At 74.3% G+C, this 15,489-nt stretch carries 8 protein-coding genes; 4 read left to right on the plus strand and 4 right to left on the minus strand.

Features of this window, described 5'->3' with window-relative positions:
* Positions 1 to 35 precede the first annotated feature (35 nt).
* Complete coding sequence (locus tag AC3IX6_RS35080; protein ID WP_489367305.1) at positions 36 to 962, minus strand: C40 family peptidase; 927 nt, start codon at positions 960 to 962, stop codon at positions 36 to 38.
* Positions 963 to 991: 29 nt separating this feature from the next.
* On the minus strand, positions 992 to 2,158 hold the full coding sequence (locus tag AC3IX6_RS35085; protein WP_489367306.1) for an SPFH domain-containing protein: 1,167 nt from the start codon (positions 2,156 to 2,158) through the stop codon (positions 992 to 994).
* A gap of 827 nt (positions 2,159 to 2,985) precedes the next feature.
* Between AC3IX6_RS35085 and AC3IX6_RS35090 the strand changes: the two genes are divergently transcribed.
* Positions 2,986 to 5,118 carry a SpoIIE family protein phosphatase gene (locus AC3IX6_RS35090; protein ID WP_489371655.1) on the plus strand — a complete coding sequence of 711 codons (2,133 nt, stop codon included), beginning with the start codon at positions 2,986 to 2,988 and terminating at the stop codon, positions 5,116 to 5,118.
* Between the two features lie 63 nt (positions 5,119 to 5,181).
* On the opposite strand, the gene AC3IX6_RS35095 is transcribed toward AC3IX6_RS35090, so the two are convergent.
* Positions 5,182 to 5,913 (minus strand): DUF4328 domain-containing protein, encoded by a 732-nt coding sequence (locus AC3IX6_RS35095; protein WP_489367307.1) that lies wholly within the window; start codon positions 5,911 to 5,913, stop codon positions 5,182 to 5,184.
* Between the two features lie 302 nt (positions 5,914 to 6,215).
* Between AC3IX6_RS35095 and AC3IX6_RS35100 the strand changes: the two genes are divergently transcribed.
* From AC3IX6_RS35100 to AC3IX6_RS35110, 3 genes are all read left to right on the plus strand, one after another.
* The gene (locus AC3IX6_RS35100) at positions 6,216 to 9,878 is read left to right on the plus strand and encodes a phosphodiester glycosidase family protein (protein ID WP_489367308.1); all 3,663 of its coding nucleotides are present in this window, start codon (positions 6,216 to 6,218) and stop codon (positions 9,876 to 9,878) included.
* Between the two features lie 613 nt (positions 9,879 to 10,491).
* The gene (locus AC3IX6_RS35105; RefSeq protein WP_274547386.1) at positions 10,492 to 10,908 is read left to right on the plus strand and encodes a VOC family protein; all 417 of its coding nucleotides are present in this window, start codon (positions 10,492 to 10,494) and stop codon (positions 10,906 to 10,908) included.
* Positions 10,909 to 11,041: 133 nt separating this feature from the next.
* On the plus strand, positions 11,042 to 13,432 hold the full coding sequence (locus tag AC3IX6_RS35110) for an ATP-binding cassette domain-containing protein (RefSeq protein ID WP_489367309.1): 2,391 nt from the start codon (positions 11,042 to 11,044) through the stop codon (positions 13,430 to 13,432).
* Positions 13,433 to 13,442: 10 nt separating this feature from the next.
* On the opposite strand, the gene AC3IX6_RS35115 is transcribed toward AC3IX6_RS35110, so the two are convergent.
* Complete coding sequence (locus AC3IX6_RS35115) at positions 13,443 to 15,431, minus strand: ABC transporter permease (protein ID WP_489367310.1); 1,989 nt, start codon at positions 15,429 to 15,431, stop codon at positions 13,443 to 13,445.
* Between the last annotated feature and the right edge of the window lie 58 nt (positions 15,432 to 15,489).

The following is a 15,489-nucleotide window of genomic DNA, read 5'->3' on the forward strand; positions in this document are numbered from 1 at the left end:
ATCTCTATTCGGAACCTACAGTACGGAGGCGCCTCTTAGCGGACGCGGCCGTACATGTTCGGGTTGTACGCGCTGAAGTTGGAGACGCGGACCTGCTTGCCCGGGCGGGGGGCCTCGATGTACTTGCCGTCGCCGAGGTAGATGGCGACGTGGTGGATGCCCGAGGCGCTGCCGTTCGAGGTCCAGAACACCAGGTCTCCGCGGCGCAGTTCGGAGCGGGAGATCGGGGTGGTGGCCCGGTACTGATCGGAGGCCACGCGGGGGAGGGTGATGCCCGCCGAGCGGTACGCGGCCTGGACCAGGCCCGAGCAGTCCCAGCCGCGGGGGCCGTTGCCACCCCAGACGTACGGGTCGCCGATGTGGCTGTTGGCGAAGGAGATGGCGCCCTCCGTGCCCTGGCGGATCGGCGTTCCGGAGGAGCCCGAGGAGCCCGAGGGGCCTGAAGAGCCCGAGGAACCGGACGAGCCGGAGCCGGAGCCGGAGCCGCCGGCGAAGCGCTCGTACTTGTCCTTGTGCTGGGTCCAGCGCCACCAGCCGGTGGCGTCCTTGTACCAGTACACGCGGTCCGTCGCGTCCCAGCCCGCGCGGCCGCGGAAGGTCGGCTCGGAGGTGCGTACGGAGGCGGAGGAGGCAGACGAGGAAGAGGCGGAAGAGGCGGCGGAGGAACCGCCGCTGTTCGCCACGTACTTGCTGTAGTGCTGCGTCCAGCGCCACCAGCCGGTCGCGTCCTTGTACCAGTACTTCGAACCGTCCCAGCCCGCGTGCGCGGGGGCCGGCTCGGCGGACGCGGCGCCCACTCCGGTGCCCATCAGCAGCGTGGCGCCGACGGCCGCGACCACGGCGCCGCGCAGGGTGCAGCGACGGCGGCGGGTCGCGGCGGCCGTCATGGCCGTCGTGCCGCGCGCGCAGCCGGTGCAGTCACAGCTGTCGGGTATTTCTTCGGTGAACTCGGGCGTGCGCATACAAGATTCCTTATCCATCAGGGGTGTTGTCAACGCGCGTCGGCGGCAGGGCCGCGCGCCGTGTAGAAGGCCACGGTCAAGTCCTTGACCAGGGCCTTGCGTTCGTAGTCGTCTAGGCTCACGAGCCCGCGGTCCGACATCCGGTGAACGGTGTCGTCGACGGCGTCGAGCACGGAGGTGAGGACGGAGTCCCGGTGCCGGGCGTCGATCGAGGCGACCCGGCGGCGCTGCATCGCGGCGGCGACCTCGGGGGCGTACTCGACGTGCAGCGGCCGGGCGGAGAAGACTTCGACGCCGACGGCCTTGCACTCGGCGGCGAGCAGCCGGGTCAGCTCGTCGCCGACGGCCTCGGTGTCGCGCAGGGTTTCCGGTCCGTCCGGTTCCGGGCCGAAGGAGTCCGCGGGCATCCGGGACAGCACCCGGGCGGTCGTGGACTCCACCTGCCCGCGCAGGTACGCGATGTGGTCGTCGACCGCCAGCAGCGCGCGGGCGGTGTCCCTGACCCGCCATACGACGAGGACGACGGACCGCAGTGCGGTGCCCTCGGAGTCGACGACGCAGAGCGGCTCGCTGCGCCAGTGGCGCAGCCGGACGTCGACGCGGGTGTGGCGGGGCAGGGGGTTGGACCAGATGAGGCCGGTGCGCCGGATCGTGCCGCGGTAGCGGCCGAAGAGGGTCAGCGACCAGGCCTGGCCGGCGCGGCCGCGCCGCAGTCCGCCGAGCGCGGCGAGTGTGAGGAGCGCGCAGCACGCGACGACGGCCAGGGGCCAGGCCTCGGCGGGGGAGGGGGAGGCGGAGGGGCGGAGCTCCTCGAACCGGGCGAGGGCGGCGGCGCCGCCCGTCGCGAGCGCGGCGGTGAGCACGGCCCACCAGCCGGAACAGGCCCGCGCGGGGTGTTCGGTGAGCTCGGGGTCGAGCACGGCGGGCAGGGTCCGGGGGTGGGCCGGGGCCGCCGCCGTGGCCGTGGCCGGAGGTGCGGGCCGGGGTATGGCCGCGCGGACGGAGGCCTGCCGAAGGGTGTCCGGGTCCGCCGGTGCGGTGCCGGACCGGCGGGGGCCGCGGGGGCCGCGCGGGCCGCCAGGTGCGGCCGGGCCGTGGGCGGCGTTCGGGCCCGCGGCGGTCGCGGTGCGGGAGCCGGCCGGTCCCTCGTCACGGAACAGGGGGCCGAGGACGAGCGGATCCCGGTACGGCCGCACGACCAGACTCCCGCGCCCGGTACGGGAGCCGGAGCCGGAGGCAGGGCCAGGGCCGGAGGTCGGACCCGAGCCCGAGCCGGAGCCGGAGGCAGGGCCAGGGCCGGAGGCGGGACCAGGCTCGAAGGCCGAGCCTGAACCGAAGGCCGAGCCAGAGCCGGAGGCCGACCCGGAGCCGGAGGTCGACCCGGAGCCGGAGGTCGAGCCGGAGTCGAAGGCCGACCCGGAGCCGGAGGGCGAGTCATGGCCGGAGGTCGCGTCATCCGAGGTGTCGGCGGCGGAGCGGGCCGAACCGGTGCGCGGGGTGAATATCTGTCCGGGGGTTCGGGCTTCTTCCTGTGCCCTCTCCGTCCCTTCCTCCACTCCTCCCCTCGGTATGCCGGCCGGTTCTCCGGTCGTCTTCGGCACTTGCGACAAGCCACACCCCACACAGCCGTGGGCGTCAACGCCCCCGTTCCCGGGGGTTCCTGACGCCAGTAAAGATGATCACGAACGGATCGATCTTCGCGAAATCGTACAAGTCACCTATTCGGCGAAAGTCGCGACAGGCCGGGACTTTGGTCCTTTTTCGTCCCGCCAACCGATGCCCAGGGGTGTCGCTAGCGCACAACGGGGGCAGGGACCGTTCGCCACGCCGTCGCGTTCCTTCGCCCACCGCGAACCCGCGCCCCTTCCCGTACCGTCCCGGCAGGCTCCCGCAAGCCGTCGCAGACCATCGCGGACCGGCGCGGACCGTCGAAGGGTGAGACCCTGAGGGTGTGGCCGAAAGGGGAGTGACCCCCCAGGTCGAGTGGCCTGCCCGGACGGACACGAGCCTCGCGCTCAACCACATGGGCACCTTCGACTGGGACCTCGACAGCGGGCAGATGTTCCTGGACACCACCGCCCTCGAGGTCCTCGACCTGCGCCCCGGGGAGTTCACGGGCACGCCCGCCGGACTGCGGGCCCGCCTGGCGCCCGGCGAGGAGGCCCGCCTCGACGCGCGCGTCGAGCAGGCGCTGACGACCGGACGCACCCACTACGGGGCCTACGTGCGCAGCCGCGACCGGGAGGGAGCCCCGGGCTGGACCCATGTCCAGGGCCGCATCCTGCGGGACCCGCACGGACGTCCGTACCGGATCATCGGGATCCTCCGCGATGCCGTCCACGACCCGGGCGAGCCCGGCGCGGCCGGCGAGCGCGACGAGGGCCGGCGCCGGATGACCGGGGTCATCGAGCGGACCACGGCGATCCTGGCGCACGCCCGCACCGTCAACGACGTCACCGACGTCCTCAAGGACCCCGAGGCCCTCGGGCACCTCGGCGCGGTCAGCGTCATGCTCGGCGTGGTCGACGGCGGCCGGATCCACCTGGTCGCGGAGGGGCAGCTCGGGGCGTACGTACCGGAGACCGAGTACACGCGGATCGACGCGCCCCTGCCGATGAGCGAGGCGGTACGGACCCTGCTGCCGGTGTACCTGGGCTCCCGCGAGGAGTTCCAGCGCCGCTACCCGGACCTGTGGCCGTACATCGAGCCGCTGGCCGTCCGCAGCGGGGTCTACCTGCCGTTGATCGCCCAGGGCCGGCCCGTCGGCGCGCTCGGGCTGCTCTACACGCGGGACGGCGACTTCGACGCCGAGGAGCGCAACGTGCTGATGGCGCTCGGCAGCGGCATCGCGCAGAGCCTCCAGCGGGCCATCCTCTTCGAGCAGGAGCACGACCTCGCCGAAGGCCTCCAGAAGGCCATGCTGCCGCGCAGGATCCCGGAGGTGGCGGGTGCGCTGATCGCCGTGCGGTACCGGGCCGCCCGGATGGGGCGGGACATCGGCGGCGACTGGTACGACGTGGTCCCGCTCGGCGAGGGCCGGGTCGGCGTGATGATCGGCGACGTGGAGGGCCACGACACGGACGCCGCCGCCGTCATGGGCCAGCTGCGCATCGCGCTGCGCGCGTACATCGCCGAGGGCCACACGCCCGGCGCGGCCATGGCGAGGGCCTCGGCCTTCCTGCGGGACCTGGAGACGGAACGCTTCGCCACGTGCACGTACGCCGACATCGACCTCACCAGCGGCATGGCCCAGCTGGTCCGTGCCGGGCACCTCGACCCCGTGGTGCGGCGCGGCGACGGCAGTTGCCACCGGGTGCAGGTGGCGGGCGGGCTGCCGCTGGGCCTGCCGGAGCGTGAGAAGGATGCGTCCGGTGCGGGCGGCGCCGGAGGCGCGGGTGTTTCCGGCGCCACCGGTACGGGATACCCCGTGACCAGCCTCGAACTGCATCCCGGGGACACCCTGCTGCTGTGCACGGACGGTCTGACCGAACGCCCCGGCGGCGATCCCGACACCGGTGTGCGCGAGCTCATGGACGCGGTCCGGGACGGGCCGGCGGACGTGGAGGAACTCGCCGACGTGCTGTGCGACCTGGTCGGGGACTCGGGCGGCGGGGACGACATGGCCCTGCTCCTGCTGCGCCGGCGCGGCACCCCGCTCCCGCGCGGCGGCGGCCCGCTGCGCCACCGCCTCGTCCCCGGGGACCCGGACGCCCCGGCGATGGCCCGCCACCTGATCCGGGCCGCCGCGGCGGCGTGGGGCGCGTGGGACAAGGCCGACGAGATCGAGCTGGCGGCGGACGAGCTGATGACCAACGCGCTGGTCCACACGGACGGCGTCGGCGGGGTCAGCATGCGGCTGACGCCGGAGGGCCGGATCCGGATCGAGGTGGAGGACACCAGCAGCGCGCTGCCGCGCCGCCGGGAGGCCGACGACTGGGCGGTGTCGGGGCGCGGCCTGATGCTGGTGGACCGGCTCGCGGATGCCTGGGGCGTGGAGCCGCGGGGCGGCGGGAAGTGCGTGTGGTGCGAGTTCGCCGTCCGCTCTCCCGCCCTCGTCGAAGTCGGCGTCCCGGATCCCGGCCTCCCGGATCCCGGCCTCCCGGATCCCGGCCTCCCGGATCCCGGCCTCCCGCCACGGGAGCCCGGCGCCGGGTAGGCGCGCGGGCCCGCCGGGGGAGGGTGGCGCGGAGGGGGAGCCGCGAAGGATGGGTTTCGCGGGCTACTCGGCCGCGTACGGGCCCTGCGCGCCCTTGGCGATCTGCATCGCCGTCAGCCCGCGCACGAAGCGGATCGCGAGGACGGAGGCCGCGAGTAGTACCACCCCGTACCCGGCGGCTGCGGTGGCCGCGGTCGCGAGCCCGTCCGCGTCGTCGGCACGGTCGTGGAGGAGGTCGAAGACGCGGTTGGCGAACAGTGCCGTGATCCACACCAGCCACCACGTGGTGATGGGGGCCGTCGATACGGGACGGCCGGCTCCGTCCGGCCCGCGCAGCAGGCTGGCGGCCCATATCTCCTTCGCCATCTTGTAGGGGATGCGGAGGAAGGCGAAGGGCACGAACCAGCCGCCGATGGCCCAGGCGGCGGACCGGGTGACCGCGTGCCGGCCGAGGATCAGGGCGTTGTGGTGGACGCGGTGGAACCAGGTGACGAACAGGGCCGCGGTGACGATCAGCAGGGGAATTTCCAGCAGACCCGCCAGGGCCATCAAGGTGTCCGGCAGGGTGCCGCCGTCCTCGGTTCCCGCATCCGGGTAGCTCCCGTCCCGCAGGGCCGCGCCGAGGTACAGGCCGGTTCCGGTCAGGAGCAGGGCGTACAGGCCGGAGAGTGCGAGCAGGACGGTCGTGGCCGTCGCGAGCCCCCCGGGCGGGCGCAGCAGAGCGAGGGGCTCCGGGGCGAACTCCGGCAACGGCTCGTCGACGGGCTGCGGTGAGCCGGTCGCGCTGAAAGACATGAAGTCGTACCCCCGGAACAGGTGACATGCGGAGAAGGACCGCCGGCCCGCCGCCATGTGGTCACGGTCGAAGATGTGGCGGGGCCAAGATTTCAGACCGCACCTTTGGACGACTTGGCTCGCCCCCGGACGGATTCCCGGGGTCGGTCGGAGCCGGTCGGATCGGGTCGTCGGCTCCGGTCGAAGCCGGCCGGATCCGGCTGGATCCGGTCGAGGCGCCGGTACGGGCGAATGGCTGACAGTCACCGGACTCGCGCTGTGGTCATGTACTCATATGCACGGGGCTGGTCGATGCTGCCTGGATGTCCCCCCTGCGCCCGCTGTTGCCCGTCGTGCTGCCGGCCTTGCTCACCGTGCTGCTCGTGGCCCCGGCGGCCCCGGAGGCCCACGCCTCCGGGAGCGGCAAGGGCGAGGGGATCGAGACGGCCCGTACCACCCGGCAGATCGCCCCCGGGGTGCGGCTGGAGTCGTACGACCGGCTCGAGGCCGACCGGTGGCTGCGCATCGACGAACTCGACGTGCAGTTGGCGGGTACGGGTACGGGTACGGGTATGGGGACGGGTACTGGTGGGAGTACGGGCGCGGGCTCCGGTGTGCGTGCGGAGTACCTCGGCGGCCGGGGGCTCGCCACCGTCTCCGACTCCGCCGCCCGGCATCCCGCCGGGCCGGGCCGCCGCGTGGTCGCCGCCGTGAACGGTGACTTCTTCGACATCCGGGGTACGGGCGCCCCGCTCGGCCCCGGCATCGGCGCCGGACGGCTGCTGCACGCGGCCTCGCCCGGCGCCGGACAGGCCGTCGGATTCGGCGCCGACGGACCGGGCCGGGTGCTCCGCCTGGCCCTCGACGGGAGCGTCACCCTGCCCGGTGGCGCGGTCCGCCCGCTCGCCGGTTTCAACACCGCGCGCCCGCCCGCCGAGGGCTTCGCCGCCTACACCTCCGACTGGCCGGCGGACGGACTCCCCGTGTCCGGGCCGGCGGTGGAGCTGCGGGACGGACGGGTCGCGGCCGTGCACGCGGCCGTACGCGGGCCCGCGCGCCGGGAGCGTCCCGCACCCGGAACCACCCTGCTGGTCGCGGCGGGCACGGCGGCGCCCGAACTCGCCGCCCTGCGCCCCGGGGACGCGGTCGCCGTGGCGGCCCGGCCGGTGGCGGTCGGGGGCGGGCGGCTCCCGGCGAGCGCGGTCGGCGGCCGGGAGGCGCTCGTGGTGGCCGGGGTACCGCGGAACCACGACGGCAAACCGAACAACGCGGCCGCGCCGCGCACCGCCATCGGCTTCTCCCGCGACGGCAGCCGGGCCCGCCTGGTCACCGTCGACGGCCGCCAGCGCGACAGTGGAGGCATGACCCTGACGGCGCTCGGCCGGCTGATGCACCGTCTCGGCGCCCACGAGGCCCTCAATTTGGACGGCGGGGGCTCCTCGACCCTGCTCGCGGCGCTGACCGGGGAGTCGGCCCTGGCCGTGGAGAACTCCCCGTCCGACGGCCACCGACGCCCGGTCCCCAACGGTCTGGTCCTGACCGCCCCGGCCGGGACCGGCCGCGCCGCGGGCTACCGGATCGAGCCAGTCGGCGGTGCGGCGCGCTCCTTCCCCGGGCTGACCCGGACCCTCAGGGCCACCCCCTACGACGCGCTCCTCGGCCCGGTGCCCGCGCAGGCGGCGGCTCCGGGGTGGTCCCTCCCGGAGGGCCGGGGCCGGATCGATTCCAGCGGGGCCCTGCGCGCGTCGGGCCCCGGTCCGGTGGAGGTGCGGGCAGCCCTCGGAGCGGCGAGCGGGGCGCTCCACCTCGACGTGCTCGGGGCGCTGACCCGGCTCCGGGCGGTGCCGGAGCGGATCGGACTCGCGGAGGAAGGGGAGACCGCGCGCTTCGTCCTGACCGGGTACGACGCGCAGGGCGCTGCCGCCGTGGTCGAACCGAGCGACGTGGAGCTCGACTTCGACCGATCCCGGTGGACGGTGGCCGAGGACGGTCGCGGCGGCTTCACGGTGACCGCCCGAGTCCCGAACGCGACGGGTGAGTTGCGCGCGACGCTGCGCGGGGCCCCGGCTGCCGCAGGCACGTCGGGTACGTCGGGCACGTCGGGTACGTCGGGTACGTCGGGTACGTCGGGCACGTCAGGCACGTCAGGCACGTCGGGCACGTCGCGGATGTCAGGCACGTCGCGCATGTCAGGTCCATCGGGCACGTTAGATGCATCGGGCCGGGCGGCCACCTCGGCAGCCTCACGAACCTCCGGCGCCTCCCTGGCTCCGGCCCGGCTGGCCCTGGGGGTGGGCCTGTCGGACGTGCCGCTCGCGGATCTGGAGGACGCCGCCCGCTGGACCGGTTCCGGAGCCGCGCCCGGGGAGGGCCGCCCGGGCCGGGGGCTCGCCCTCGCACCGCCCGCCGGGGGCGGGACCGCCGCCGCGACCCCGCCCCGTCCCCTCCGGGTCCCCGACCTGGCCCGCTCGCTCTCCCTCTGGGTGCACGGCGACGCCTCCGGGGCCCGGCCCGCGGTGGAACTCGCCGACGGAGAGGGGGCCGCCGTCACCCTGCGCGGCCCCGCCGTCGACTGGACCGGCTGGCGCCAGATCGACCTGCCGCTCCCGGCGATGGCGGAGCGCCCGTTCGCCGTGACCCGCCTCGCGGCCGCCGCCCCCGCGGCCACCCGCACCAAGCCCCGAGCCGAAGCCGAAACCAAGCCCCCCGGCGAAGCCGGCGCCAAGGCCCCCGCCGAAGGCGTGGCCAAAGCCCTGGGCGAAGCCAGCGCGAGGCCTCCCACTGGAGCTGCCGTCAAGCTCTCCGCCGGAGGCGTGGCCAAAGCCCTGGGCGAAGCCAGCGCGAAGCCTCCCGCTGGAGCTGCCGTCAAGCTCTCCGCCGGAGGCGTGGCCAAGGCCTCGGGTGAGGCCAGCGTCAAGGCCCTCGCCGGAGGCGCGGTCAAGGCCTCGGGCGAAGCTAGCGGCAAGGTCTCCGCCGGAGGTGTGGTCAAAGTCCTGGGTGAGGCCAGCGCGGATCCCTCCGCTGGAGCTGCCGCCAAGGCCTCGGGTGAGGCCAGCGTCAAGGCCCCCGCTAAGGCCCCGGCCAAACCCTCGGGCGAAGCCAGTGGCAAGGCCTCCGCCGGAGGCGTGGTCAGAGTCCTGGGGGAAGCCAGTGCGAAGCCCTCCGCTGGAGCTGCCGTCAAGGTCTCCGTCGGAGCCGCGGCCAAGGCCTCGGGGGAAGTCAGCATCAAGGCCCCTGCCAAAGCCCCGGGGGGAGCCAGCAGCAAGGCCTCCGCCGGAGGTGTGGTCAGAGTCCTGGGCGAGGCCAGCGCGAAGCCCCCCGCCGGAGCTGCCGCCATGGCCCCCGCCGGAGCTGCCCCCGAGGCTCCGGGCAAGCACGTCGCCCCGCGGCTGCTGCTGGACACCCTGGCGGCGCGGACGCCGCCGACCGGGGTGGTCCGTACGGCCGGCGGCCCTGATCCGATCGTGGCCACGGCGGCCCGGGTGGACTCCCGGCCCTGGCGGTTCGCGGTCGCCCCCGCCGGTGCCCGGCCGGCCGCGGCCTCCGCCCGGACCGGGGCCGTCGACTTCGCGCTGACCGGCACCGGCCGCCCGGCCTTCGTGCACCGGGGCGTACGGTTCCTGCCGCTCGGCTCCACGCGCCCCACCCTCGCCGGCGGCGGGCTGGAGCGGATCACGGCCCTGCGCGCGGCCCTCGCGACGGCCGCCCGGGAGCCGGGCACGGGTGCGCTGGCCGTCGTAGAGCCGTACGCGCCGCAGGCCGTCGACCGCAAGGAGGCCGCCCTGCGCATGCGCCTCCTTGCGGAGTTCCGCCGGGCCACCGGCAAGCGGGCCGTGGTCCTCACCGTCGGCGCCCCCCGCTTCGCGGCCGGCCGCACGGAGGGCGTGCTCACCGTGGCGGCCCCGCGCACCGGCCGCACGGTGATCGGCGCCGACGCCTTCGCCGCGGGCGACTGGCTCTCCGTACTGCCTGCCGCCGGCCGTTGACCCGGCCAACCGGCGGACCGGCCAAGCGGCGCCCCCGCCAACCGTCCAACGGGCGGAGCGGTGCCCCGGCAACCGGTGACCCCTCCGACCGGCGGACCGGCCAAGCGGCGCCCCCGCCAACCGTCCAACGGGCGGAGCGGTGCCCCGGCAACCGGTGACCCCTCCGACCGGCGGACCGGCCAAGCGGCGCCCCCGCCAACCGTCCAACCGGCGGAGCGGTGACCCCGGCAACCGGCGAACTGGCCAAGCGGCGAACCCGCCAACCGGTGGACCGGCCAACCGATGGACCGGCCAACCGGCCAACCGGCCAACCGGTGGACCGGCGGACCGGCGGACCGGCGCCCCCGCCAACCGTCCAACGGGCGGAGCGGTGCCCCGGCAACCGGTGACCCCGCCGACCGGCGGACCGGCCAAGCAGCGCCCCCGGCAACCGTCCAACCGGCGGAGCGGTGACCCCGGCGGGCCGGTGCCCCCGCCAACCGGCGAACCGCCCAACCGGCGGACCCGGCAACCGGCGGACCCGGCAACCCGCGGACCCCGCCGACCGGCGGACCGGGGAACCGGTCAGGAACGGAGAAGCGCCGGTCGCCCGTCCGCCCGTAGCGTGAAAGTCATGGACATCAACCTTTCGCAGTGCTTCATCGCCGTCGATGACCACGACACGGCGATCCCCTTCTACCGGGACGTCCTCGGTCTCGAGGTCCGCGGCGACGTCGGCTTCGAGGGGATGCGCTGGGTGACCCTCGGGTCGCCCGCGCAGCCCGATGTGGACATCGTCCTCGAACCGCCCGTCGCGAACCCGAACGCCTCGCCCGCCGACCGTGAGGCCATGACGGAACTGCTGGCCAAGGGCCTGCTGCGCGGTGTCATCTTCAGCACCGACGACTGCGACGCCACCTTCGAACGCATCCGCGCCGCCGGCGGCGAGGTGCTCCAGGAGCCGATCGACCAGCCGTACGGTGTCCGGGACTGCGCCTTCCGCGACCCGGCCGGCAACATGCTCCGGTTCCACCAGCCGCGCAAGCGCTGAGATCCACCGCCCCTCTTACCGGGCGCCGCCCCCGGACGACACCGCCGATCGGGTAGACAGGGGAGCGTTGCCGCGACCGCGCAGGCGGCGCCGGCCAGACCGAGCGGCGCCGGCCCAACAGTATGGAGACACGATGAGCAAGGTCACGAGGACGGGCGCGCAGTCACCCGAGCCGCACGCCGCCGACGTCCACGACCTGATCCGCGTACACGGCGCGCGCGTGAACAACCTCAAGGACGTCAGCGTCGAGATCCCCAAGCGCCGGCTCACGGTCTTCACCGGTGTGTCCGGCTCGGGCAAGAGCTCCCTGGTCTTCGACACCATCGCCGCCGAGTCGCAGCGGCTGATCAACGAGACCTACAGCGCCTTCCTCCAGGGCTTCATGCCGACCCTGGCACGGCCCGAGGTGGACGTGCTCGACGGGCTGACCACGGTGATCACCGTCGACCAGCAGCGGATGGGCTCGGACCCCCGCTCGACGGTGGGCACGGCCACCGACGCGAACGCGATGCTGCGCATCCTCTTCAGCCGGCTCGGAAAGCCGCACATCGGCTCGCCCAAGGCCTTCTCCTTCAACGTGGCCTCGATCAGCGGGGCCGGCGCGGTCACCCTGGAGCGCGGCGGGCAGACCGTGAAGGAGAAGCGCACCTTCAGCATCACCGGCGGCATGTGCCCGCGCTGCGAGGGCCGGGGCGCGGTCAACGACATCGACCTCACCGCGCTGTACGACGACACGAAGTCGCTCAGCGAGGGCGCCCTCACCATCCCCGGCTACACGATGGAGGGCTGGTACGGCCGCATCTTCAGCGGCTCCGGTTTCTTCGACATGGACAAGCCGATCCGCAAGTACACCAAGCGCGAGCTGGCCGACCTGCTCCACAAGGAGCCGACCAAGATCAAGGTCGAGGGGATCAACCTCACCTACGAGGGCATCATCCCGAAGCTCCAGAAGTCGATGCTGTCCAAGGACGTCGAGGCGCTGCAGCCGCACATCCGGGCCTTCGTGAAGCGCGCCGTCACCTTCAGCGTCTGTCCCGACTGCGACGGGACCCGGCTCAGTGAGGGGGCCCGGTCCTCGAAGATCAAGAAGATCAGCATCGCCGATGCCTGCGCGATGCAGATCAGCGACCTGGCGAAATGGGTCGGTGACCTCGACGAGCCCTCGGTGGCCCCGCTCCTCGCCACACTGCGCCAGACCCTCGACTCGTTCGTGGAGATCGGGCTGGGCTACCTCTCCCTGGACCGGCCCTCGGGCACGCTGTCGGGCGGCGAGGCCCAGCGCGTCAAGATGATCCGCCACCTCGGCTCCTCGCTCACCGACGTCACCTACGTCTTCGACGAGCCCACCGTCGGCCTGCACCCCCACGACATCCAGCAGATGAACAGCCTCCTGCTGCGGCTGCGCGACAAGGGCAACACGGTGCTCGTCGTGGAGCACAAGCCGGAGACGATCGCGATCGCCGACCACGTCGTCGACCTCGGCCCCGGCGCGGGCCAGGGCGGCGGCACCATCTGCTTCGAGGGCACCGTCGAGGGGCTGCGGGCGGGCGACACCATCACCGGCCGGCACTTCGGCGACCGCGCGAGCCTCAAGGAGACGGTGCGCGAGCCCAGCGGAAAGCTGGAGATCCGCGGCGCGAAGACGCACAACCTGCGCGGCATCGACGTCGACGTACCGCTCGGGGTGCTCGTCGTGGTCACCGGCGTCGCCGGCTCCGGCAAGAGCTCGCTCGTCCACGGCTCGATCCCCGCGAGCGACGGCGTGATCTCGGTGGACCAGGGCGCGATCCGGGGTTCCCGGCGGAGCAACCCGGCCACGTACACCGGCTTGCTCGACCCGATCCGCAAGGCCTTCGCCAAGGCCAACGGCGTCAAGCCGGCCCTGTTCAGCGCCAACTCCGAGGGCGCCTGCCCCGGCTGCAACGGCGCGGGGGTCGTCTACACCGACCTGGCGATGATGGCCGGCGTCTCCACCGTCTGCGAGGAGTGCGAGGGCAAGCGCTTCCACGCCTCGGTCCTGGAACACCACCTCGGCGGCCGCGACATCAGCGAGGTCCTCGCGATGCCGGTCACCGAAGCCGCGGAGTTCTTCGCCGACGGCGAGGCGCGCACCCCGGCCGCGCACAAGATCCTGGAGCGGCTCGCGGACGTCGGTCTGGGCTACCTCAGCCTCGGACAGCCGCTCACCACGCTCTCCGGAGGCGAACGGCAGCGGCTCAAGCTGGCCACGCACATGGCGGACAAGGGTGGGGTCTACGTACTCGACGAGCCGACCGCGGGCCTGCACCTCGCCGACGTCGAGCAGCTCCTCGGGCTCCTCGACCGCCTCGTGGACTCGGGCAAGTCGGTGATCGTGGTCGAACACCACCAGGCGGTCATGGCGCATGCCGACTGGATCATCGACCTCGGCCCCGGCGCCGGCCACGACGGCGGCCGGATCGTCTTCGAGGGCACCCCCACCGACCTGGTCGAAGGCCGCGCCACCCTCACCGGCGAGCACTTGGCGACCTACGTGGGCGCCTAGCGCATGTGCCTCAGAGCTGTACGAGGGTGACCTCGGTCGCCTTCACGCTGGTCCACACCGCGGCGCCGTCGACGATTCCCAGTTCGGCGGCGGCCTCGGGGGTGATCTCCGCGACGAGGTCGGGCGCCTGGTCCGAGCCGACGAGCACGCGCAGGCGGCTGCCGACCGAGGTGATCTCCCGTACGGTTCCGGGCCAGACGTTACGGGGGCTGCCGCCCGGGCGGTCCCGGTGCACGGACACCGCCTCGGGGGCGATGATCGCGAGCGCCTGCGCCCCCTCGGGCAGCGCCTCGGCCACCACCAGGCGGCCTCCGGCGGCGAGTCGCAGCCCGTCGGCCGAGGCCGTGCCGGGCCAGGCGTTGCGCCCCAGCATCCGGGCCACCCACGGGGAGCGCGGGTGCCGGGTCACCTCGGCGGGCGGAGCGTCCTGCAGGGTCCGCCCGTCGGAGAGTACGAGGACCCGGTCGGCCAGGGACACCGCCTCGACGGGGTCGTGCGTGACGATGAGGCAGACCCCGCCGAAGCCGGCCAGATGGGTGCGCAGGGTGTGCCGGACACGGGCGCGGGTCGTCTGGTCCAGGGCGGCGAGCGGCTCGTCGAGCAGCAGCAGCCGGGGCCGGGCCGCCAGCGCGCGGGCCAGCGCCACCCGCTGGGCCTGCCCGCCGGAGAGCTGGGCGGGCTTGCGGTGGGCGAGGTGCCCGACGCCGAGCCGGTCCAGCCAGGCCTGGGCCTCGGCCCGGGCCGCGGCCCGGGGCACCCGGCGGGCGCGCAGCCCGTACGAGGTGTTGGCGAGCGCGCTCAGGTGCGGGAACAGCGCCCCGTCCTGGGGGACCCAGGCGACCTGGCGCCGGTGCGGGGGCAGGTCGGTCACGTCGGCGTCGCCGAGCCGGAGCTCGGCGTGGGCGCGGGGGGTCAGGCCGAGGAGGGCGCGCAGCAGGGTGGTCTTGCCGGCGCCGTTCTCGCCGACGACGGCGATGGTGGTGCCGGGTTCGGCGTCGAGGGTGAGCTCGTTGAACCCTGTGACGGTGGCGTGCAGCGGCCAGTGCCCGTCGTCGGCGGCGGTTCCGGCCGAGGGCCGCGCCTGCTCCGCGGCCGCCGGGGCGGCGGGGGAGACCGGACCTCCGGGCGGTACGTAGTCCACGGGCGCCGGGCCGGTGGCCTCCTCGGCGACCACGGACGCACCGGGGGCCTTGCCGGCGAGGGGCGTTCCCGTCCACCTTCCGCGCAGGGCGATGAGTACGGCCATGGCGATCGCGAGGAGCAGCAGGGACACGGAGGTGGCGGCTTCGGGCTGGTCCTGGAGCAGCAGGTAGACCTGGAGCGGCAGGGTCTGGGTGGTGCCCGGGAGGTTGCCCGCGAAGGTGATCGTGGCGCCGAACTCGCCGAGCGCCCGGGCCCAGGTCAGCGCGGCTCCGGCGACCAGGCCCGGGGCCACCATCGGCAGCGTCACGGTGAAGAACACGCGCAGCGGCGTGGAACCCAGGGAGGCGGCGGTCTCCTCGTAGCTCGGCTTGAGCCCGCCGAGCGCGCCCTCCAGGCTGATCACGAGGAAGGGCATCGCGACGAAGGTGGCCGCGACGACCGCGCCGGAGGTGTGGAAGGGCAGCGTGATGCCGAAGGTGCCCTCCAGCCAGGGGCCGAGCAGCCCGCGCCGGCCGAAACCGAGCAGCAGGGCCACACCGCCGACCGTGGGCGGCAGCACCATGGGGAGCAGGACCAGCGAGCGCACCAGCGCCTTGCCCTTGAACTCGACCCGGGCCAGCAGCCAGGCGAGCGGCACCCCGAGGACGAGGGAGAAGCCGAGTGCCCACAGGGACACGACCAGCGAGAGCCGGAGCGCCTCGACCACACCGGGGCTGGTGAGGTGCGAGCCGAGATCGCGCCACTGGGTGCGGGTGAGGATGCCCACGAGCGGCATCAGCAGGAACGCCACGGCGAGCAGCGCGGGGAGCGCCAGAGCCACGGGGGGCCGGGCGCGGCGGGTACGGAGTCTGCTCATGTGGGTTCCTGGCCGGGGGTGTAGGGACGCCGCCGGGGACGTCGGAACGCCCGGGCGG

Source organism: Streptomyces sp. GL_141, assembly GCF_057834385.1.